This window comes from Burkholderia sp. 567 (assembly GCF_040545115.1).
Lineage (GTDB): Bacteria > Pseudomonadota > Gammaproteobacteria > Burkholderiales > Burkholderiaceae > Burkholderia > Burkholderia ambifaria.
In genome coordinates this window covers 984,830-1,003,811 of the sequence record NZ_JBEPLG010000002.1, presented here as the reverse complement: position 1 = coordinate 1,003,811, position 18,982 = coordinate 984,830, and the positions used below count along the sequence as shown (strand labels likewise).

Sequence of the window (18,982 nt, the reverse complement as noted above, 5' to 3'; positions counted from 1 at the left end):
GATGCTCATCTCAGGGCCTGGATCTTCGGCACCCACGCGTTCACGCCTCGTTCGATCAGGGAATAGGCATGCCTGAACGCATCGATCGGCTTCAGGTACGGATCCGGCACATCGATGCCGTTCCGTCCGTCGAGCCGGAACACGCGCCCCAGCGAAAATGGATGGCGCTCGACGATCTCGCGATGCTGGCCGGCTTCCATCGTCAGCACGATGTCGGCACGACGCACCAATGCCGCGGTGAGCTGCTGCGCGCGATGCGCGGAAATGTCGATCCCGGCTTCGGCGGACACGGATGACGCGAGCGCGTGGGCCGGGGCCCCGACGAGCGCCGACGTGCCGGCGGAGATCACCTCGATACCCGGCAGTCGTGCCCGCAGCAGACCCTCGCCGATAGGGCTGCGGCAAATGTTTCCGGTGCAGACGACGAGAATGGTTCGAATCATTTTTCCTCCGGCTTTTCTGTTGTGAATGCCGTATCGATGGCTTTCGGTCATTTCGTGACGATCGCGCCCGTCAACCCGGCATTGATCGCCGGCAACAACAGATTCAGCACGCGGCTGAACCGGACGAGGCTGTTGCTGTCCACGTAGACGACATCCTTCGGCTGAAGGTCGAACTGATTGGCGAGCACCATCGCGACGGGCGAGCGCGCGTCGAGGTGGAACACGCGCGGCGCATCGCTCGATGCACCGCGGATCACATAGAGCTGCGCGGCGTCGGCGCTCGCGCTGTTGAAGCTGCCGGCTTGCGACAGCGCGTCGCTCAGCGTCAGCCGGCCGGTGCGCAACGGCAGCGCGGTGACCGGCCGGGCCACTTCGCCCATCACGTAGACGCCGTTCTCCTCGCGCGGCAGCACGCGCAACAGATCGCCGTCGCGCAGCAGCAAGCCGGCGGGATTCGTGCCGCGCGCCAGCATGCCGGGCAGATCGAGCGGATACGACACGCCGCCGCGCACCAGCACGAGGCGGCTCTGATCGGCCGCCGGCAGGAAGCCGCCCGCGCGGCCGACCGCTTCGTATAGCGTCATCGGCACGTCGTTGACCGGTACGGTGCCGGGCGTGCGCACCTCGCCGTCGACATGAACGTGCTTCGCGCGGAACGATGCGACGCGCACCGTGACCTTCGGCGCGACGAAGTAGCGCGCGAGCGCGGCCGAGATCGCGCGGCGTGCACCGTCGACGGTCAGGCCGGCGACCGGCACGTTGCCGGCATAGGGCACCTGCACGTTGCCCGCGTCGTCGATCACGAACCCTTGCGGTGGATCGGACGGCCGCACGTTGGTCTGCTGCAACGGCCCCTGCGCGATGGTCAGCTCCGGGTGGTCCCAGACGGTCACCTGCAGCACGTCGCCCGCGCCGAGCGTATAGGCGGCGGGGCGGCCGAGCAGCGCATCGACCTGGTTCCCGGCGGCCGCGCGCGCGTCGGCCTTCAACTGGCGGATCAGCGTCGCATCGATTTCGGCGATCGGTACCGGCGGCGTCGTGGCAGGTGCCGGCGCGTGGCCGTTCGAATCAGGCAGGCTGGTCGTGGCAGGCATCTTCATCCCGGGCGCGAGCGCACAGCCCGACAACACCGCGCAGCACAGCACGCCGACGCATGCGCGCACGGTGCCACGCGCAGGCGCCGGGGCGTTCGCGGACGTACGATGGCGGCGACCGCCGAAGGATCGGAACAGAGATAACTTCAAGGTTGAGCCTATTCGGACGTGTGAAGCGGATGGACGATCTGCATGCGGTGCTCAGTACGCGTTCTGATGGCCGAAGCCGCGCAACACCGTCGCACCGATGATTCGCAGGTCCAGCGCGAACGACCAGTTGCGCAGGTAGTAGAGGTCGTACTCGACGCGGGACTGCATGCTTTCGAGCCGTTCGGTCGCGCCGCGCAGCCCGTTGACTTGCGCCCAGCCGGTGATGCCGGGCTTGATCCGGTATCGGTGGATGTAGCCGTCGACGAGCGTGCGGTACTGCGCGTCGTGCTCCACCGCATGCGGGCGCGGGCCGACCACCGACATGTCGCCGAACAGCACGTTGACGAACTGCGGCAGCTCGTCGAGGCTCGTGCGCCGCAGGAACGCGCCGACCTTCGTCACGCGCGGGTCGTTGCGCGTGGCTTGCGCGACCGTGCCGGCTGGTTCGACATGCACGCGCATCGTGCGGAACTTGTAGATGTCGAAGGTCTGGCCATCCGCGCCGCGCCGCTTCTGCGTGAACAGCACGGGCCCCGGCGACGTCAGCTTGATGGCCGCGGCGACGACGAGCAGCAGCGGCATCAGCCCGACCAGCACGACGGCCGCGAACGCACGGTCGAAGATAGCCTTCGCGAGCCGTGCACCGCGCGACAGCGGCGGTGCGGCCAGCGAGATCGCCGGTTCGCCCAGGATGTCTTCGACACGGCTGCCGAACAGCGCATGCTTGCTGACGTCCGGCATCAGGCGCAGTTCGACGAAATCGTGGCGGAATTCGTTGATCACGCGGGTGATCGTGGCGTCGTCGTCAAGCGGCAGCGCGATCCAGATCTCGTCCACGCGTTCGGTGCGGGCCAGGGCGGAGAACGACGCAAGATCGGTGGCGACGAACGCGCCTTCGCCGAGCGTGGCCGCGTGCTCGGTCGTGCGATACGCGCCGACGAACTGGTAGCGCGACGCGCCGGCCGTGTCGATCGAGTCGGCGACGCGTTCGAGCCATTCGCCGCCGCCGACGATCGCAACGCGCGACGGCGTGCACGGCACATGCAGGCTGCGGTGGCGTGCGACGCTCAGGCCGAGCCGGAACACGGCGAGCGCGATCGCGACACCGAGCGTCCAGTAGAAGAACCACGCCAGCAGCGTCATCGTGACGGGCGTCAGTGCGATCATCTTCAGTAGAACGAATCCTTGGACGACGAGCCAAAGGGCGAGTGTGCGCAGCGCGTACCGTGTGCCCGGACGCGTTCGGCCCTCGAGGCCGATGCCGGCGAGCCGTAACATGAACGCCGCGAGCAGTGCGCTGACGCCGATCAGCATCCATTCGATTCGGAATGCGCCGAGAGTCCACATTGAACCTTTGTGCGTGACCCCCGCGATGACGATGATAAGGAGGACATCGACGGCGCATATGGCTTTCGTTGCGCGACCTTTTTCCCGCTTGCGTTTCATACCTATGTTCATTCAGCTTGATGCACGATCAATCCGGTGTTGCGGCATGGACTGATCGCTGACGTGTCGGGGCGAACCAGATCTGACATCGATAATCAAAAATGACAGTTGGCAAGGAAGAAACCGAGTTTATGGGGGGGGCCATCTCGGAACCATCAGACAACGTGTCGTCCACCGAAGAAAAGCGGTAGGACGAGTACTAATTTCGTTGAGAATGCCGCGGCGGGAAACAACGAAACGTTGTCGGGGAAAGGGCGGGAGAGCAGGCGCAGTCGATGTAGGGCCGCTCCGATGAAGAGGTGCCTCTACGCTTCTAATACGAGCGTTTCATCCGACACGAAGTACTGAAAGGGGGGATGCTGATTGCCGCGACTGATCTTCCACGCGACAACGTGCAACCACTCTAGCCGAGTTTGGCTGCTATCAGGTGCGGGTTAGGTGGGCTTTCATCGGCGCAGGCTGTCAGCCGATGCTTTGCTTGCGCGCAGCCGCCCGATGATTTCGGGTCAACCGCGCTGGCTGGTCGAATCGTCGCTTCGTTGCAGATGTGTCAGAAACCGTGTCGGTCGAACGCTTCTGCTCGTCGGCTGCATGTCGCACGACGATGTCGTTCGCGTCGTGCGTCGCGCGTTCGAACTCGTGCGCGGAACACGGTCGTCAGGGCCGCAAGCCCGCGCTCACGGTGTCCTTCAGCCGTGCAGCGGTGATCTCGCCCATGTGCGATTCGACGAGATTGCCGTTCGCGTCGAAGAACAGCGTCGTCGGCAGCCCGCGCGAACCGTAGGCCTTCATCGTATGCAGCGTGCGATCGAGCAGCACGTGATCGAACCGCAACCCCTTCCGTTCGAGGAACGCGCGCACGGTCTGCGCGTCTTCGCCCTGATTGACCATCAGCACCGTGATGTCCGGATGATCCTGCTGCGCCTGCGCGAGGATCGGCATTTCGCGCTGGCACGGCGGGCACCAGGTGGCCCACAGATTGACGACGACGGGTTTGCCGGTAAAGCGCTGCGGCGCGACGGGCGTCGCGTCGAGCGCTTCGAGACGCATCGCGGCAAGCGGCGGCGCACCGCGTTGCAACGTCGCGAGCGTGCCTTGCGCGATGCCCCACGCGGCGAACCCCGCCAGCATGCCGGCTAGCACCGGGCGACGCAGCGCGGGCAGGCGGCGCAGTCGCCAGCCGGCGAACACGAGCGCCGCGGCGACGCCGATGCGCCAGTCGAAGCCGCCGTCGCCGAGCGCGACGATCGAGCGCGGGGCGGCGGAATACTCGGACCACCATTGACCGATGTAACCGACGCGCGCGGCGATCAGGCCAAGCAGCAGCGTGTCGAGGATCAGGCTCGCCGCGCTCTTGTGCTGGCCGTCCGGCGGCCGGCGCTGCATGAAGCGGGCGACGAGCCATGCAATCAGCGCGGCGGCGGCTACCGCGACGACGCGGATCGAGAAGGGACCGATGCTCAACATGGAAGCGAGACGATGAGGATGGAGGGGCGACCGGTGAAAACGGCACGGTCGAATGGCATGTCGCGTTTCGACCCGACATCGTGCGCGGGGGTTCCCGCGGCGGCCGTGACGGCGCGTGTCACCTCCGACGATCCGGATTCCTCGGACGGGCACTCCTCACCGGGCGGCGATTTCTTTCGTGATGCCCGGTAAAGTGCGTCGGGCGACGAACCGGCAGCGTCGCCGGACGATGCGCACGGCGACTGCCGCCCGGCGGGCCGTGATTGCGCGATTCGCCGGGCGTCGGACCTTACAGCTTCTTCGACGTGTCCGGTGCCGTGGCAGCCTGCTTTGCAGCCGTTGCCGGATCGAGCGTTGCGAGCGTCTGCTCGGTGAATTTCTCGTACAGCCAGTCCATGCGCATGCTGTCGATGCCGGCGATGCCGCCGAGCGCGTACGACGCCGACACCTTGAAGCGGTCGACCGCATGATTGTCGGCATCGACGAGCGTCACGGTGCCGTTGACATGATCGTTGCCCGCCATGAATCCGAACATGACCGCGGAAAAGCTCGACCGCACGCGAACGCCGGTGACTTCGACATTCAGGTGCATCGCATCGGGGGAATCTGCTTTGGCGAGCAGTTTGCGTGCGTCCAGTGCGCTTTCGATTTTCTCCTGCAGTTTCTTCGCGTCGAACTTCAGGTTGTCTTTCAACTCTTCCCGCGCGGTATCGTCGAGCGTGACCTTCACGATCACGAGTTTCGTGCCGAAGTGGGCGGTCGATGCGGTCACGGGCGCCCCCGCCGAATTGCTCGTATCGCGTGTCACGCTGCTTGCGCAGCCCGACAGGAAGCCGATGGTCACCAGTGCCAGAGCGGCATGACGGAAAAGAGATTTCATGGTTGGTCTTTTGATTGGGGTTATTTGAACAGGCTTGGTAGCCGGAACTGAATCTAGCATGGGGCAATTCGATTCAATTCGTCGAATTGACGGGAAAGATCGCGAATCGGTTCGGCATTGGTTCACCGGGGCGCCGACGCGGCGATGAATGATCCGCGGCGCGGTCAGCGATGACGCGTGCCGGAGATTGGCCGTTGCTATCGCGGCGCCGGCGATTGACGCGCGATTACCGTCCGTGGCCGGATACCGCACCGCCCAGCCGATACGCGGTGAAGAACTCGTACCACGGCGACCCTTGCGCGACCGGCACGCCGAGCGCCGACGTGCGCTGCTTCAACGCGGTGAACACGTCGTTGATGCGCCCGGCCTGCGCGGCATCGCCGAACGGATGCGGCTTTGCCCGGCCGGCCGCGAACGCGCCGTAGGCGATCGCGAGAAGGCGCGCGCTGTCGTCGATCGAGAAGATCGAGCCGTTGATTGCTTCGACGAAGCGCGGCCGGTCCGCTTCGCGCGAGGTGGCGATGCACTGGAACACGATAGCCGACACTTCGTGGAGGTCGTTCTCACGCAGCAAATCGGGCAGGCGCGCGGCGATCCGGTCGGCCGGTTCGTCATGCAGCGCCGCGCCGAAGTCGAGCACGGCGGCCATCGGATTGCGGTCCTGCTTCACGCGATCGAGCGCCGACGCCGACGACGCGGCCGCCGCTTGCGCGTCGTCGCCAGGCGCGGCCCGCAGCACATCGGCCACCTGCTGCTGCCACTCCGGAAAAATCATCCGCACGTTGCCGAACTGCTCGCCGCCCGGCGCGGCCGGATTCCACCGGTAGACGATCGTGCCGCCGTGAATGAACGGCGAATACAGATGCTCGGCCGTTTGCGGCAGCGGCCGCCGGTTGATCGGCAGCCACGCGAGCGTCAGCCAGTCGTAGCGGCCGGTGGCCGGCACCGACGGGCTCGAACTCGCGACGACCTGCCAGGTGCCGCGGTTCGCGTAGCGCCGGCGCGCATCGGGCACCGCGACGGTCTGCTGTTTCGCGGTATCGAAGTAGGTGGTGCCGGTCACGTTTTCGCCGCTGTCCGGGGCCGGCGTGATGGTGGCGATGACCCACGATGCGCCGTCGGCCGAACGATAGTCGGCCGGCTGCAGCGTGGCGACGTCGCGCACCATGCGCGTTTCGGCGGCAACGGGGCTCGGCGGGAGATGGGCGGGACCGGCGACGATACTCGGCATGGACTTCCCTCGGAGTCGGGTGCGTATCGGCGGATGCGGCCGATACGCGGCGGCGCATGATGTTGCTCATAACTGTAGGACGCCGTAGCCGGAAACGGAAACCAGCCGAGGTGGCGCCGGCGGTTTCAGCGACCCCAGCGACCCCAGCGACCCCGCCAGCGCCAAGCCCCGCTCACATGCTCCGCCGCTTCGGCTTACCATGCACAGTTGGGCCGGAACGACCCCCGCCGATCGAGATCGAACATGACCGACACGAAAGCCATCACAGCGCACTGGACGCACGTCGCCGACCAATGGATCGACTGGGCCGGGAGGCCGGGCCACGATGCGTTCTGGAAGTATCGCGAGGGGCTGGCCGCCTACCTCGGCCGCGGAGCGGGCCGCGCACTTGAGATCGGCTGCGGCGAGGGCCGCGTGAGCCGCGAGCTGAAGGCGCTCGGCTACGACGTGACCGCGAGCGACGCGGTGCCCGCGATGCTCGACGCCGCGCGTCGCGCGGATTCCGCGCACCGCTACGCGCTCGCCGACGCCGCGGCGCTGCCGTTCGATCCGGCCAGCTTCGATGTCGTGATGGCGTACAACGTGCTGATGGACCTCGACGACCTGGCTGCCGCGCTGCGCGAGGCGCGCCGCGTGCTGAAGCCGGGCGGGCTGCTGTTCGTGTCGCTCGTGCATCCGTTCCGCGATCGCGGCCGTTTCGCGGGGCCGCAACCCGACGCGCCGTTCGTGCTGGAAGGCACGTATTTCGGCAGCGAGCATTTCGAAGGCGTGGAAACGCGCGACGGGCTGTCGATGCACTTCGCGGGGTGGTCGCTGCCGCTTCAGGCCTACATGGATGCGCTGGAGTCGGCCGGCTTCGCGATCGTGTCGCTGCGCGAACCGCTGCCCGACCGCGCCGACACGGACACGCTGAAGCAGTGGTCGCGCGTGCCGCTGTTCCTCTGGATCAAGGCGCGGCCGCTGGATTGAAGCCGCCGCGGCCGCGCTGCGTGTGCCACGATCAGCGCGGCAACACCTTCCGGTAGATCGCGAACCCGGTCTTTTCCGCGACCGAGTCGTACAGCCGCATCGCCGTGTGATTCGTTTCGTGCGTCTGCCAGTACACGCGTTCGGCGCGATGCGCCTGTGCGGCGTCGTACACGGCTTCGATCAATGCGCGGCCCACGCCCTTGCCGCGTTCGCTGTCGAGCGTGAAGAGATCCTGCAGATAGCAGGTCGGCCCGGCCAGCGTCGTGCTGCGGTGATACAGGAAATGCACGAGCCCGACGAGCCGGCCGTCGCGTTCCGCGACGCGCGCATGCACGGGCTCGTAGCCGTCGAAGAAACGCGACCACGTGAGCTGCGTGATCTCGCGCGGCAGCGCGGTGTCGCCGAAGCGGCCGTAGAAACGGTTGTAGCCGCCCCACAGCGGCAGCCAGTTGTCGAAATCGTCTTCCCGCACGGCGCGTACGGTCAGGCCGGCGTCGGTAGCGTTCATGGTCGAGAACCTCATCGATGACGTTGAAATGAAGCGTTGCCAGCACGGCCGGCAACGGGAGCAGACCGCTACGATAGAAAGTTCGTGGCACCATGTGTAGACCCATGACATCTGCACTTTCTGGAGCCACGATGGATTACGCCGTGTTGCTGTCGACCTTCGAGCGCGAGGCGGGGCCGCAGGCGGCCACGCGGATGTCGCAGCAGCAGCGGCTGTACGCATGCCTGCGCGATGCGATCCTGGGCGGCCGGATCGCCGAAGGCGCGCGGCTCGCTGCGTCGCGCACACTCGCCGACGAACTCGGCATCGCGCGCAACTCGGTGCTGTACGCGTACGAGCGGCTCGCGTCGGAAGGGTTCGTGACCGGCTCGCGGCAGGGCACCGTGGTCGCGCGGATGGGCCTGCGCGGGTCGCGGGTCGCCGCCGCGGCGCCCGCGGGCGATACGACGGTGCTGTCGCGGCGCGTCGCGCGGGCCGAGCGCGCGCCGAGCGGCCTCGACGAATCGCTGCCGTTCATGCCGGGCGCGCCGGCCGTCGACGAATTCCCGCTCGCGCAGTGGCGTCGCTGCATCGAACGGGCATGGCGCACGGCGGGGCCGGCACAACTCGGCTACCAGTCGGCCGAAGGCGATGCGGTGCTGCGCGACGCGATCGCCGGCTATCTGCGTGCGTCGCGCGGCGTGCGCTGCGACGCCGCGCAGGTGATCGTCACCGACGGCACGCAGGGCGCGCTCGACCTGTGCGCCCGCGCGTTGGCGGACGCGGGCGATGTCGCGTGGATCGAGAACCCCGGCTATCAAGGTGCGCGCAACGCGTTTCTCGCGGCCGACCTGTGTGTCGAACCGATCGGCGTCGATGCGCAGGGGCTCGCGCCGCATCCGGACGACTGGCGTGATCGTGCGCCGAAGCTCGTCTACATCACGCCGTCGCATCAGTATCCGCTCGGCGCGGTGATGAGCCTCGAACGGCGGCTCACGCTCGTCGCACAGGCACGCGCGGCCGGCGCGTGGATCGTCGAGGACGACTACGACAGCGAGTTCCGCCACCACGGCACGCCGCACGCGGCCGTGCAGGGGCTCGCCGACGATGCGCCCGTGATCTATCTCGGCACCTTCAGCAAGGTGATGTTTCCCGCGTTGCGGCTCGGCTTCATGGTCGTGCCGCCCGCGCTCGCGCAGCCGTTGCGCGACGCGGCGGGCGCGCTGATGCTGCACGGCCGCGCGGTCGAGCAGCGCGCGCTCGCGGATTTCATCGACGCCGGGCATTTCACGCGGCATCTGCGGCGCATGCGGCGCGTCTATGCGCAGCGGCGCGACGCGTTGCACGATGCGCTGGCGCGGCGGCTGGGCACGCGGCTGACGGTGTCCGGCGGCGCCGGCGGCATGCATCTGTCCGCGCGGCTCGACGTGCCGGTGGCCGACACGGAATTGAGCCGCGTCGCGCAGGCGCACGGGCTGATCCTGCGGCCGCTGTCGTCGTTCTGCATGCCGGGCACCGCGCACGGCTACAACGGGCTCGTGCTCGGCTACGGCGGCGTGCCGGCCGAGCGGATGGACGCGCTCGCGCGCCGGATCGGCGAGATGATCGACCGCGTGCTGGCCGCGCGGTGACGGGCGTCGCGCCGCGGTCCGATGGCGTCGCGGCGCGATGGCCCACGGCTGCGCTTAACCGCGCATCGGCGGATTGACGCGCGCGAACGCGTCCTGTCGGCGGTACGGGAAGTACGGATACGGCGCTTCGACCGCACTCGCCGCATCGAGCTTCGCGATTTGCGCGTCGGTCAGCGACCAGCCAACCGCGCCGAGGTTCTGACGCAGCTGTTCCTCGTTGCGCGCGCCGACGATCACCGACGACACGGTCGGCCGTTGCAACAGCCAGTTCAGCGCGATTTGCGGGACGGTCTTGTCGGTTTCCTCCGCGATCGCGTCGAGCGCATCGACCACGTCGTACAGGCGTTCGTCGTCGACCGGCGGCCCGAAGTCGGCCGTGTCGTGCAGGCGGCTGCCTTCGGGCAGCGGCGCGTTGCGGCGGATCTTGCCGGTGAGCCGGCCCCAGCCGAGCGGGCTCCACACCAGCGCGCCGAGGCCCTGGTCCGCGCCGAGCGGCATCAGGTCCCACTCGTAGTCGCGGCCGACGAGCGAGTAATAGACCTGGTTCGCGACGTAGCGCGACCAGCCGTGCCGGTCGGCCGCCGCAAGCGACTTCATGATCTGCCAGCCGGAGAAATTCGATACGCCGATGTAGCGCAGCTTGCCCGCGCGGATCAGGTCGTCCAGCGTCGACATCACTTCGTCCACCGGCGTGGCCGCGTCGAACGCGTGAAGCTGCAGCAGGTCGATGTAGTCGGTGTCGAGCCGGCGCAGCGCGTCGTCCACCGCGCGGATCAGCCTCGCGCGCGACGTGCCGGCGTCGTTCGGCCCGTCGCCGGTCGGCAGGCCCGTCTTCGTCGAGATCAGCGCCTGGTCGCGCCGTCCGTGGATCGCGGCGCCGAGCACGCGCTCGGAGGCGCCGTCGGAATACACGTCGGCCGTGTCGAACAGGTTGACGCCGGCTTCGAGGCAGATGTCGATCAGGCGGCGCGCTTCGTCGACGCCCGTGTTGCCCCATGCGCCGAACAACGGGCCGGTGCCGCCGAACGTGCCCGCGCCGAAGCTCAGTACGGGAACCTTGAGGCCGGAGCGGCCGAGCGTGCGGTATTCCATGTCGTGTGCCCTCTCTGGATCGGACGCCGGCGCGAGTGGGCGCCGGCAACGTGCATCCTCACTCTAGCGCTTGCGGTTCGGCCGGATAATTGGGCAGACTTCGAAAATATCATTCGGAGAAGGCGAAGAATGCTGCTCGATAACCTCGCGCTGTTCCTGCGCATCGTGGAAAAGGGCGGGCTGGCCGCGGCTGGCCGCGAGGTCGGCCTGTCGCCGGCCACGGTCTCCGAGCGGCTGGCGGCGCTCGAGAGCCATTACGGCGCGGCGCTGCTCACGCGCACGACCCGCGCGATCAGCCTCACCGACGAGGGCCGCACGCTGGTCGCCGGCGCGCGGCGCCTGCTGGCCGAAGCGGACGAGCTCGAAAGCCGCGTGCGGCTCGGCGCGCAGACGCTGTCGGGGCCCGTGCGGCTCAGCGCGCCGGCCGATCTCGGGCAGGTGCGCGTCGTGCCCGTCGTCGACGCGTTCCTGGCCGAGCATCCCGGCGTCACGGTCGACCTGCATCTCGGCGACGGTTACGTCGATCTCGTCGGGCAGGGGCTCGATTTCGCGATCCGGCGCGGCACGCTCGCCGACAGCGCGCTGCGCAGCCGCTCGCTCGGCCGGTCGCGCCGCGTGGTGTGCGCCGCGCGCGCCTATCTCGCCGCGCACGGCACGCCGCGGCATCCGGACGAACTCGCCGCGCACGACTGCATCGTGATGCGTTTCGGGCAGGAGCTGTATGCCGAGTGGCCGTTCCGCATCGACGACGCACTGAAGCGCGTGATGGTGCGCGGCCGGCGCGTGGCCAACGACGGCGCGCTCGTGCGCGCGTGGTGCATCGCGGGGCACGGGATCGCGCTGAAGTCGCTGCTCGACGTCGAGCAGGATCTGGCGTCCGGCGCGCTCGTCGAGATCCTGCGCGACTTCTCGCCGGGCGAAGTCGACCTGCAGATCGTTTATCCGGGCGGCGCCGCGCAGCCGCGTCGCGTGCGGGCGCTGATCGAGCAGCTCGCGCAGGCGCTGGCAGCAGCGGAATGATCGCAACCGGATCGCGTCGCGCCGGATGCCTCCGCATGCCGGCCGCGACGTGATGACGTCGGATGCGGTGCGGTAGCGGACGAAGCGGCTGCCGGCACGACAGCGAACGCAGAAGCCGCCGGCCGGACCGGTTGTCCACATTTCGTCATTTAGCTAATATTCAAAACGTCAAACGAAACCGCAACCCATGGACGACGTCACCCGCATCAGCGCACTGGCCAACGAAAGCCGTCTGGCCGTGATGCGCTGGCTCAAGCAGCCGCGCGAGCATTTTCCGCCGCAGCCGCACGGCGACTTCGACGAACTCGGCGTGTGCTGCACCTACATCACCGAGAAGCTCGGCATCGCGCCGGCGACGACCACGCGGCACATGCGCATCCTCGCGGATGCCGGGCTCGTGCAGGCGACGCGCGTCGGCAAGTTCACGTACTACAGGCGGATCGACGATGCGCTGCATCAGTTGGGCCGCGATCTCCTGCAACTCTGACCTTCACCGAGGCAATCGACATGGATGAACTCGCCCTGCTGGCCGACGCCGACCGGCGCGCGCATGCGTATCTCGCCGCGACGAACGAACGGCGCGCGTATCCGGACGCGGCCGCGCTCGCCGGTCTCGCGGCTTTCGACGAGCCGCTGCCCGACACGGGCCGTCCGGCCGACGACGTGCTGCGCCTGCTCGACGAGCGCGGCACGCCCGCGACCGTCGCGTCGAACGGCCCGAACTACTTCGGCTTCGTGATCGGCGCGACGCTGCCGGCCGCGGCGGCGGCCGAGCGGCTGATGCTCGCGTGGGACCAGTGCGCGTCGTCGTTCGCCAATTCGCCGGTGGCCGCGACGATCGAGCGGCAGGCCGCGCGCTGGATCGTCGACGTGCTCGGGCTGCCCGAGGGCAGCGCGGTCGGCTTCGGCACGAGCGCGACGGCCTGCACGCTCGTCGCGCTGGTCGTCGCGCGGCGTGCGCTGCTCGCGCGCAAGGGCTGGGACGTCGACGAGGACGGCCTGATCGACGCGCCCGAGGTCAAGGTGGTGGTCTCCGAGCTCGTGCACGTCACGGTGAAGAAGGCGCTGCGCGTGCTCGGCTTCGGGATGAAGCGCGTCATCGTCGCGCCGGTCGACACGCACGGCCGCATCGATCCCGCGCAATTGCCGCCGCTCGACGACATGACGATCCTCTGCGTGCAGGCCGGCGAAGTGAACACCGGCGAATTCGATCCGTTCGCGGCATTGATTCCACTCGCGAAGGCCGCCGGTGCGTGGGTGCACGTGGACGGCGCGTTCGGGCTGTGGGCGCGCGCGTCGTCCAAGCGCGCGCTGACCAACGGCATCGACGGCGCGGACAGCTGGACGACCGACGGCCACAAGTGGCTCAACACGCCGTACGACGGCGCGATGGTGATCTGCCGCGACGCGGCCGCGCTCGCGACCGCGATGAACAGCGACGCCGTCTACCTGAGCGGCGCGCAGGACGCGCAGAAGAACCTGAACCTCGAATTCTCGCGGCGCGCGCGCGGCATTCCGGTATGGGCCGCGCTGCGCGCGCTCGGCCGCGCCGGCGTGGCGACGATGATCGAGCGGCATTGCGCGCAAGCCGCGCGTGTCGCGGACGGCCTGCGCGTGGCCGGCTACGACGTGCTCAACCGCGTCGTGCTGAACCAGGTGCTCGTGCGCGCCGGCACCGACGACGAAACGACCGCGGTCCTTCAGGCCGCGCAGGATTCGGGCGATGTGTGGTTCGGGCAGACCGTGTGGCAGGGGCGGCCGGCGTTCCGGATCAGCGTGTCGTCGTGGCGCACGGAGGACGAACACATCGATCGTCTCGTCGCGTTGCTGACCAAGCTGCGCGGCGTGCACGTGGGCTGAGCGGCGGCGGCGCGCGACCCTGGCGCGGCGCTTGCATTGCGCATGCGTCGCCAATCCGTGGAAGAAGCTGCCTCGTGGTGGCGTAGGCCGGGTAGTGGCGTGTGGGTGTCCGGGGCGTGCGCCGACGCGCGCGTACGCGTTTCTCATCCACGTGAAAATGCCGGACAATAACGCGGCATGCGCGCCGCGCCGGCCCGGGCGGCACGTTCAACCGCTGCATCACGCTGACGAGATCCCCATGTCCACGACACCTCCCCGGGAACTGCTGAAAGCTGCCGACATCGCGAAGATGGAACCGACGCGCGCGGTGCATTCGCTGAATCCCAATGCCGTTCGCCTCAAAAGGCAGCTCAGCGACCTGACCGGCCTCACGCAAATCGGCGCTCACCTGCTCACGCTGATGCCCGGTCACGAATCGGCCGAATATCACCGTCACCTGTACGAGGAAGAATGCGTGTACGTGCTGTCCGGCACCGGCACGGCCACGATCGGTGAACGCGCTTTCGACATCGGGCCGGGCGATTTTCTCGGCTTCCCGCGCGGCGGGGACGCACACACGTTGCAGAATACCGGCGACGTGCCGCTGCAACTGTTCATCGCCGGCCAGCGCCTCGAACACGACGTATGCGAATACCCGAGAATCGGCAAGCGGCTTTACATCGCCGGCGAACTCGAGGATTTCGTCGATCTGCCGAAACGGCCGTAGACGGCACACATTCGCATCGGCCGTCGCCGCGCTTATGATGCAGGAACGTCACTCACGGGATTCCACGCCATGGACGCGCCGCATCCGCCGATGAATGCCCCCATTTCCGAAACGGAACCTGAAACCGAAACCGTCGCCGAGCCGCGCGCGTCGCGCGTGCATCGGCCTGTCGCGCTCGTCACCGGATCGACGTCGGGGATCGGCGCGGCCATCGCACGACGCCTGTCGGCGGATGGTTATGCCGTGATCCTGCATTCGCGCAGCTCCGCCGAGACCGGCCGCGCGATGGCGGCCGAGCTCGGCGCGAGCTACGTGCAAGCCGATCTCGCCGACGATGCGCAACGCGTGCGGTTGATCCGTGATGCGCTCGCGGTGCACGGGCGGCTCGACGTGCTGGTCAACAATGCGGGCGCGAGCCGCGTGATTCCGCACGACGATCTCGCCGCCGCGACGCCCGACGTGTGGCGCGAGATGCACGAGATCAACGTGATCGCGCCGTTCCGGCTCGTCGCCGAAGCGCAGCCCGCGCTGCTCGAAGCGGCGTCGAGCGGGCGCGCCGGGTGCGTGATCAACGTCAGCTCGCATGCGGGCGTGCGGCCGAAGGGCGCGTCGATTCCGTACGCGGCGGCGAAGGCCGCGCTCAATCACACGACACGCCTGCTCGCGCGCACGCTCGCGCCGGCGATTCGCGTCAACGCGGTGGCGCCGGGGCTCGTCGATACGCCGCTGACGGCCGACTGGACCGAAGTGCAGCAACTCTGGCACGAGCGTGCGCCGATGCGCCGCGCGGCGACGCCGGACGACGTCGCGCAGACGGTCGCGATGCTTGTCGCGTCCGACTACGTGACGGGCGAGATCGTGATGCTCGACGGGGGAATGAACCTGACGTGATGCGGTGCGGTAACGTCGTGATCCGGCGGCGCGGCGAGGCCGCCAAGCGGTCTCGATCCGCCGTCATTCGCCGGTGGCCGCTGCCTGCCGGCGCGATCGCACCGTTCAGCCCAGGTTCGCCCGCAGCCGCACGAGCGCGTGGTCGTGCGTGCGTTCGAACTTCAGCGGCGTGACCGCGATATAGCCTTCACCGAGCGCGACCGTTTCCGAATCCGCATCGTCGTCGCGCGGTGCGCGCGTCAGCTTCAGCCAGTGGTATTCGATGTCGCGCGGATCGCGCCCCGACTCGATGTCGACGCCCTGCAGCGTGCCGGCGCCCTGGTTCGTCACCTTCAGGCCGCGCACGTCGTCGGCCGGCCGGGGCGGGAAATTCACGTTGAGGCACGCATCGCGGTCCCAGCCCGCCGCGACGAGCCGGCGAATCACGTCCGGCGCGTGCGTGCGCGCCGTATTCCACGGCACCGCGTTGCGATCGCTGAATGCCTGGCTCAGCGCGATCGCCGGCACGCCGACCAGCATGCTCGTCATCGCCGCGCCGACGGTGCCGGAGAACACCGTTTCGGCACCGAGGTTCGCGCCGCGATTCACGCCGGACAGCACGAAATCGGGCCGCGCGTCCTTCATCAGGTGGCTGACCGCGATCGCGACGCAATCGCCCGGCGTGCCGCGCACGGCGAAGCGGCGCTCGCCCTTGCGATGCACGCGCAGCGGTTCGTGCAGGCTCAGCGAATGCGACGTGCCGCTCTGGTCTTCCGCCGGTGCGACGATCCACACTTCGCGCGCCAGTTGCGTGGCGACCTGTTCGAGCACTTCAAGGCCGGGGGCGTCGAATCCGTCGTCGTTGGTGAGCAGGACGCGGTCGAACAGCGGGCGGGTTTCTTGCATCGGGATGATCCTCGCAGGTAGGCAATGAGAGGGGAAAGGCATCGCGGGTACATCCGGAAGGCTAGCATTGCGTCGTGATGCGTGTCGTGCCGTGCAGGGCCGCGCCCTGCGCGCGCATGCGAAAACGGGCGCATGACGCGCCCGTTCGTTGGTTCGATGTGTGTCGCCTGCGCGGCGGGCCGGACCGTGTTACCCGAGCAAATGCCGCAGCAGCCCCGCCGACACGACGCCGACGATCACGGTCGGCAGGATCGACAGGCGCGTTGCCGCGATCAGCGTGACGGCGAGCGCGAGCAGGTCGGCCGGGCGCGTCGACACGAACGCCGGCGCGATCACCGAGATCAGCACGCAACCGGGCACGTTCTCCATCACCGATGCCATCCGCGGGCTCAGCGTGCGGTTGCGCAGCAGCACGTAGCCGAGCACGCGCGACAGGTAGGTCGTCGACGCCATCAGCACGATGGTCGCCACCGTCGCGAAATCAGGCAGCATCGCGCGGCTCCCACAGCAGCGCGGCGATCAGCCCCGCGCACGCGCCGGCCGCGACGTACCACGCGCCGGGCACGGCCAGGTGCGTGGCGGCTGCGACGACGAGGCTCACGAACCACGGACGGCTCGCGCGCATGCCCTTCCACCTCCCGCGCAGCAGCACCAGAAACACGGCCGTAAACGCCATGTCGAAGCCGTACTGCTCGACGTTGCCGATGGTCGGGCCGACGGCCGCGCCGAGCGTCGTCATCGAGATCCACGTCAGGTACAGCCCCGAGCACACGCCCGCGTAATAGGGGACGCTGATGTGCGTGGCCGAGCGCGCGCGCGCGTCGGCGAGCGACATCGCCCAGCTTTCGTCGCACATGAAGAACAGCGCGGCGAACGCGCGGCGGCGCGGCAGGCGCCGGATATACGGCGCGAACGCCGCGCCCATGAGAATGTGGCGCGAATTCACGAGAAACGACATCGCGACGATCAGCGCGATGTGCGGCGGCGACGTCCACAGATGGATCGCGGCGAATTCGGAGCCGCCGCCGAAATTGAGGCCCGTCATCATCGGCACCTCGAACAGGCTCAGCCCTTTTTGCGCGGCCTGCGCGCCGAGCACCAGCGCGAACGGCACGAAACCCAGCATGACGGGCAGCGCCGCGCGCAATCCGCGACCCATCTCGGCGACCTGGGCGGACTTGTCGCGAAGCCCGGACGACGTTGAAACGCTACTGCTCATTACTCCTCCTTGGGGACGAGGATTGTCTGCTTTTTTGACTCGAATCGGGTTGCGTTGTGGCCAGATCTTCCGGAGAATTTGGCATTGAACGTGTGTTTTGCCATTTTTTTGGAATTTGATGCCAATGAAGCTCGACGCTATCGACCGGCGGATCCTGAGCGCACTGCAGCGCGATGGCCGCATGCAGAACGTGGAACTCGCGCATGAGGTCGGGCTGTCGCCGTCACCGTGCCTGCGGCGCGTGCGGCTGCTCGAGGAAGCGGGCGTGATCGAGAAGTACGTGGCCGTGCTGAACCCGGCGAAGGTTGGCAAGGGGCTGACGATCTTCACGCGCGTCTGGCTGAAGGGGCAGGACGCGGAATCCGTGAACCGCTTCGCGGAGGCCGTCCAGCAGATGCCGGAAGTGGTCGAGTGTCACCTGATGGCCGGCGACTGCGATTTCCTGCTGCGCGTGGTGGCGGCCGACATCGACGACTACCGGCGCTTCCAGATGGAATACCTGACGCGCATTCCGGGCGTGCTGAGCGTGAAGACCGACATCCCGATGCAGAAGGTCAAGCTCACGTCGGCGCTGCCGACGTAACGCGGCGCGAACACGCGACGACGATTCGGCGGATCGTCACCAGCCAGTGACAATCGGCCGATACACTGGCGGGACAAGCCGCTTCGCCGCGCACCGTTGCATCGCGGTGCGCCTTCGATGCTCTAGCAACTAACGGTCAACCGCGAGGCGATCGGACAGGCGCGCTGCGCGCGACGCGATCCGCCGGCGGTGCCTTTTTTCTGGTCGAGCCATTCATGCAGCCATTCAATACGCCATGGAATTCGCTGGAAATCGTCAAGCTCGTGCTCGGCGTGCTGACGCCGTTGTCGGTCGCGTGCCTCGGCTGGCTCGTCGCGCGCCGGCTGAAGCGGCTCGAGCTCGTGCAGTGGACCAACCAGCGGCTGATCGAGAAGCGGCTCACGCTGTACGACACGGTCGCGCCGCAGCTCAATGCGCTGCTGTGCTTCTACACGTGGATCGGCTACTGGAAGGATATCTCGCCGGACGACGTGATCCGCGCGAAGCGCGACCTCGACCGCACGTTTCACATCTACCGCTACCTGTTCGACGAGGACGTGTACGACGCGTATCACACGTTCATCCACGCGCTGTTCGAGATGCATACGGGGCCGGGACGCGACGCGCGGATCCGTTCGCTGATCCACGCGCCGGACGGTGACCGCAGCGTGCACGGCACGTACGAATGGAACGCGGCGTGGGCCGAGCGGTTCTCGACCGCGAACGTGACGGACAAGGCCGACGTGGTGCGGCACTACACGCGGCTGATGGAGCGGCTGCGCGTCGCGCTCGGCGCCAATCGCTGACGATCGCGCACGCCCGCGCATTACGCGCCGGTACCGGAATCCGCTACCCGGCGGCGCGAATGGATCCCCTTGTGCACATCCTAGATGCGCGATGCGGCCGCGGCTGACATGCTCGTGGCCATGTCCACTCGCGCGAGGTTCTT

20 protein-coding genes are annotated in these 18,982 nt (G+C 68.0%); 9 read left to right on the top strand and 11 right to left on the bottom strand.

Annotated features, from left to right (window positions below):
* Positions 1–5 precede the first annotated feature (5 nt).
* From ABIC50_RS10000 to ABIC50_RS09975, 6 genes are all read right to left on the bottom strand, one after another.
* The gene (locus ABIC50_RS10000) at positions 6–443 is read right to left on the bottom strand and encodes a low molecular weight protein-tyrosine-phosphatase (RefSeq protein WP_354163675.1); all 438 of its coding nucleotides are present in this window, start codon (positions 441–443) and stop codon (positions 6–8) included.
* 47 nt (positions 444–490) lie between these two features.
* Positions 491–1,606 (bottom strand): polysaccharide biosynthesis/export family protein, encoded by a 1,116-nt coding sequence (locus tag ABIC50_RS09995; protein WP_471685792.1) that lies wholly within the window; start codon positions 1,604–1,606, stop codon positions 491–493.
* 132 nt (positions 1,607–1,738) lie between these two features.
* Positions 1,739–3,145 carry an undecaprenyl-phosphate glucose phosphotransferase gene (locus ABIC50_RS09990; protein WP_354163481.1) on the bottom strand — a complete coding sequence of 469 codons (1,407 nt, stop codon included), beginning with the start codon at positions 3,143–3,145 and terminating at the stop codon, positions 1,739–1,741.
* Between the two features lie 645 nt (positions 3,146–3,790).
* Positions 3,791–4,600: a TlpA family protein disulfide reductase gene (locus tag ABIC50_RS09985; RefSeq protein ID WP_354163479.1), complete on the bottom strand. Its 810-nt coding sequence runs from the start codon at positions 4,598–4,600 to the stop codon at positions 3,791–3,793.
* A 289-nt stretch (positions 4,601–4,889) separates the two neighbouring features.
* The gene (locus ABIC50_RS09980) at positions 4,890–5,480 is read right to left on the bottom strand and encodes a DUF4410 domain-containing protein (RefSeq protein ID WP_354163673.1); all 591 of its coding nucleotides are present in this window, start codon (positions 5,478–5,480) and stop codon (positions 4,890–4,892) included.
* 226 nt (positions 5,481–5,706) lie between these two features.
* Entirely contained in the window at positions 5,707–6,711 is a 1,005-nt protein-coding gene (locus ABIC50_RS09975) for a hypothetical protein (RefSeq protein WP_354163477.1), read from the bottom strand.
* A gap of 243 nt (positions 6,712–6,954) precedes the next feature.
* Here ABIC50_RS09975 and ABIC50_RS09970 point away from each other — a divergent pair, with 243 nt between their 5' ends.
* Positions 6,955–7,680, top strand: a complete 726-nt coding sequence (locus tag ABIC50_RS09970) for a class I SAM-dependent methyltransferase (RefSeq protein WP_175656892.1) — start codon at positions 6,955–6,957, stop codon at positions 7,678–7,680.
* Between the two features lie 31 nt (positions 7,681–7,711).
* Here the strand turns inward: ABIC50_RS09970 and ABIC50_RS09965 are convergent, their stop codons facing one another.
* Entirely contained in the window at positions 7,712–8,188 is a 477-nt protein-coding gene (locus tag ABIC50_RS09965) for a GNAT family N-acetyltransferase (RefSeq protein WP_354163475.1), read from the bottom strand.
* Positions 8,189–8,319: 131 nt separating this feature from the next.
* Here ABIC50_RS09965 and pdxR point away from each other — a divergent pair, with 131 nt between their 5' ends.
* On the top strand, positions 8,320–9,798 hold the full coding sequence (pdxR, locus tag ABIC50_RS09960) for a MocR-like pyridoxine biosynthesis transcription factor PdxR (protein ID WP_354163473.1): 1,479 nt from the start codon (positions 8,320–8,322) through the stop codon (positions 9,796–9,798).
* A 54-nt stretch (positions 9,799–9,852) separates the two neighbouring features.
* Here the strand turns inward: pdxR and ABIC50_RS09955 are convergent, their stop codons facing one another.
* A complete protein-coding gene (locus ABIC50_RS09955) occupies positions 9,853–10,890 on the bottom strand; it encodes an aldo/keto reductase (RefSeq protein ID WP_354163472.1) in 1,038 nt (345 codons plus the stop codon).
* Between the two features lie 129 nt (positions 10,891–11,019).
* Between ABIC50_RS09955 and ABIC50_RS09950 the strand changes: the two genes are divergently transcribed.
* The 5 genes from ABIC50_RS09950 to ABIC50_RS09930 all read left to right on the top strand — a co-directional run bounded on the left by ABIC50_RS09950 (position 11,020) and on the right by ABIC50_RS09930 (position 15,367).
* Positions 11,020–11,910: a LysR family transcriptional regulator gene (locus ABIC50_RS09950; protein ID WP_354163471.1), complete on the top strand. Its 891-nt coding sequence runs from the start codon at positions 11,020–11,022 to the stop codon at positions 11,908–11,910.
* A 187-nt stretch (positions 11,911–12,097) separates the two neighbouring features.
* A complete protein-coding gene (locus ABIC50_RS09945; protein WP_012365181.1) occupies positions 12,098–12,397 on the top strand; it encodes an ArsR/SmtB family transcription factor in 300 nt (99 codons plus the stop codon).
* Positions 12,398–12,417: 20 nt separating this feature from the next.
* Positions 12,418–13,770, top strand: a complete 1,353-nt coding sequence (locus tag ABIC50_RS09940; protein WP_354163469.1) for a pyridoxal phosphate-dependent decarboxylase family protein — start codon at positions 12,418–12,420, stop codon at positions 13,768–13,770.
* A gap of 238 nt (positions 13,771–14,008) precedes the next feature.
* Positions 14,009–14,476, top strand: coding sequence for a cupin domain-containing protein (locus ABIC50_RS09935; protein WP_011660063.1), 468 nt, complete (start codon positions 14,009–14,011; stop codon positions 14,474–14,476).
* Positions 14,477–14,545: 69 nt separating this feature from the next.
* On the top strand, positions 14,546–15,367 hold the full coding sequence (locus ABIC50_RS09930; protein WP_354163467.1) for an SDR family NAD(P)-dependent oxidoreductase: 822 nt from the start codon (positions 14,546–14,548) through the stop codon (positions 15,365–15,367).
* A 105-nt stretch (positions 15,368–15,472) separates the two neighbouring features.
* On the opposite strand, the gene surE is transcribed toward ABIC50_RS09930, so the two are convergent.
* The 3 genes from surE to ABIC50_RS09915 all read right to left on the bottom strand — a co-directional run bounded on the left by surE (position 15,473) and on the right by ABIC50_RS09915 (position 17,471).
* A complete protein-coding gene (gene surE, locus ABIC50_RS09925) occupies positions 15,473–16,252 on the bottom strand; it encodes a 5'/3'-nucleotidase SurE (RefSeq protein WP_354163465.1) in 780 nt (259 codons plus the stop codon).
* A 189-nt stretch (positions 16,253–16,441) separates the two neighbouring features.
* The gene (locus tag ABIC50_RS09920) at positions 16,442–16,744 is read right to left on the bottom strand and encodes an AzlD family protein (RefSeq protein WP_162999222.1); all 303 of its coding nucleotides are present in this window, start codon (positions 16,742–16,744) and stop codon (positions 16,442–16,444) included.
* Entirely contained in the window at positions 16,734–17,471 is a 738-nt protein-coding gene (locus tag ABIC50_RS09915; RefSeq protein WP_354163463.1) for an AzlC family ABC transporter permease, read from the bottom strand. Before ABIC50_RS09915 ends, ABIC50_RS09920 begins: the two co-directional genes overlap by 11 nt.
* 124 nt (positions 17,472–17,595) lie before the next feature.
* Here ABIC50_RS09915 and ABIC50_RS09910 point away from each other — a divergent pair, with 124 nt between their 5' ends.
* Together ABIC50_RS09910 and ABIC50_RS09905 are read left to right on the top strand one after the other, a co-directional pair.
* Complete coding sequence (locus ABIC50_RS09910) at positions 17,596–18,054, top strand: Lrp/AsnC family transcriptional regulator (RefSeq protein WP_006486309.1); 459 nt, start codon at positions 17,596–17,598, stop codon at positions 18,052–18,054.
* Positions 18,055–18,269: 215 nt separating this feature from the next.
* Entirely contained in the window at positions 18,270–18,839 is a 570-nt protein-coding gene (locus ABIC50_RS09905) for a hypothetical protein (RefSeq protein WP_126226431.1), read from the top strand.
* The last annotated feature ends 143 nt before the right edge of the window (positions 18,840–18,982 follow it).

Excerpts from the sequence above, each read along its gene's own strand:
- ABIC50_RS10000 (WP_354163675.1), bottom strand. The coding sequence starts at position 443 with ATGATTCGAACCATTCTCGTCGTCTGCACCGGAAACATTTGCCGCAGC.
- ABIC50_RS09990 (WP_354163481.1), bottom strand. The coding sequence starts at position 3,145 with ATGAACATAGGTATGAAACGCAAGCGGGAAAAAGGTCGCGCAACGAAA.
- ABIC50_RS09985 (WP_354163479.1), bottom strand. The coding sequence starts at position 4,600 with ATGTTGAGCATCGGTCCCTTCTCGATCCGCGTCGTCGCGGTAGCCGCC.
- ABIC50_RS09980 (WP_354163673.1), bottom strand. The coding sequence starts at position 5,480 with ATGAAATCTCTTTTCCGTCATGCCGCTCTGGCACTGGTGACCATCGGC.
- ABIC50_RS09975 (WP_354163477.1), bottom strand. The coding sequence starts at position 6,711 with ATGCCGAGTATCGTCGCCGGTCCCGCCCATCTCCCGCCGAGCCCCGTT.
- ABIC50_RS09970 (WP_175656892.1), top strand. The coding sequence starts at position 6,955 with ATGACCGACACGAAAGCCATCACAGCGCACTGGACGCACGTCGCCGAC.
- ABIC50_RS09965 (WP_354163475.1), bottom strand. The coding sequence starts at position 8,188 with ATGAACGCTACCGACGCCGGCCTGACCGTACGCGCCGTGCGGGAAGAC.
- pdxR (WP_354163473.1), top strand. The coding sequence starts at position 8,320 with ATGGATTACGCCGTGTTGCTGTCGACCTTCGAGCGCGAGGCGGGGCCG.
- ABIC50_RS09955 (WP_354163472.1), bottom strand. The coding sequence starts at position 10,890 with ATGGAATACCGCACGCTCGGCCGCTCCGGCCTCAAGGTTCCCGTACTG.
- ABIC50_RS09950 (WP_354163471.1), top strand. The coding sequence starts at position 11,020 with ATGCTGCTCGATAACCTCGCGCTGTTCCTGCGCATCGTGGAAAAGGGC.
- ABIC50_RS09945 (WP_012365181.1), top strand. The coding sequence starts at position 12,098 with ATGGACGACGTCACCCGCATCAGCGCACTGGCCAACGAAAGCCGTCTG.
- ABIC50_RS09940 (WP_354163469.1), top strand. The coding sequence starts at position 12,418 with ATGGATGAACTCGCCCTGCTGGCCGACGCCGACCGGCGCGCGCATGCG.
- ABIC50_RS09935 (WP_011660063.1), top strand. The coding sequence starts at position 14,009 with ATGTCCACGACACCTCCCCGGGAACTGCTGAAAGCTGCCGACATCGCG.
- ABIC50_RS09930 (WP_354163467.1), top strand. The coding sequence starts at position 14,546 with ATGGACGCGCCGCATCCGCCGATGAATGCCCCCATTTCCGAAACGGAA.
- surE (WP_354163465.1), bottom strand. The coding sequence starts at position 16,252 with ATGCAAGAAACCCGCCCGCTGTTCGACCGCGTCCTGCTCACCAACGAC.
- ABIC50_RS09920 (WP_162999222.1), bottom strand. The coding sequence starts at position 16,744 with ATGCTGCCTGATTTCGCGACGGTGGCGACCATCGTGCTGATGGCGTCG.
- ABIC50_RS09915 (WP_354163463.1), bottom strand. The coding sequence starts at position 17,471 with ATGAGCAGTAGCGTTTCAACGTCGTCCGGGCTTCGCGACAAGTCCGCC.
- ABIC50_RS09910 (WP_006486309.1), top strand. The coding sequence starts at position 17,596 with ATGAAGCTCGACGCTATCGACCGGCGGATCCTGAGCGCACTGCAGCGC.
- ABIC50_RS09905 (WP_126226431.1), top strand. The coding sequence starts at position 18,270 with ATGCAGCCATTCAATACGCCATGGAATTCGCTGGAAATCGTCAAGCTC.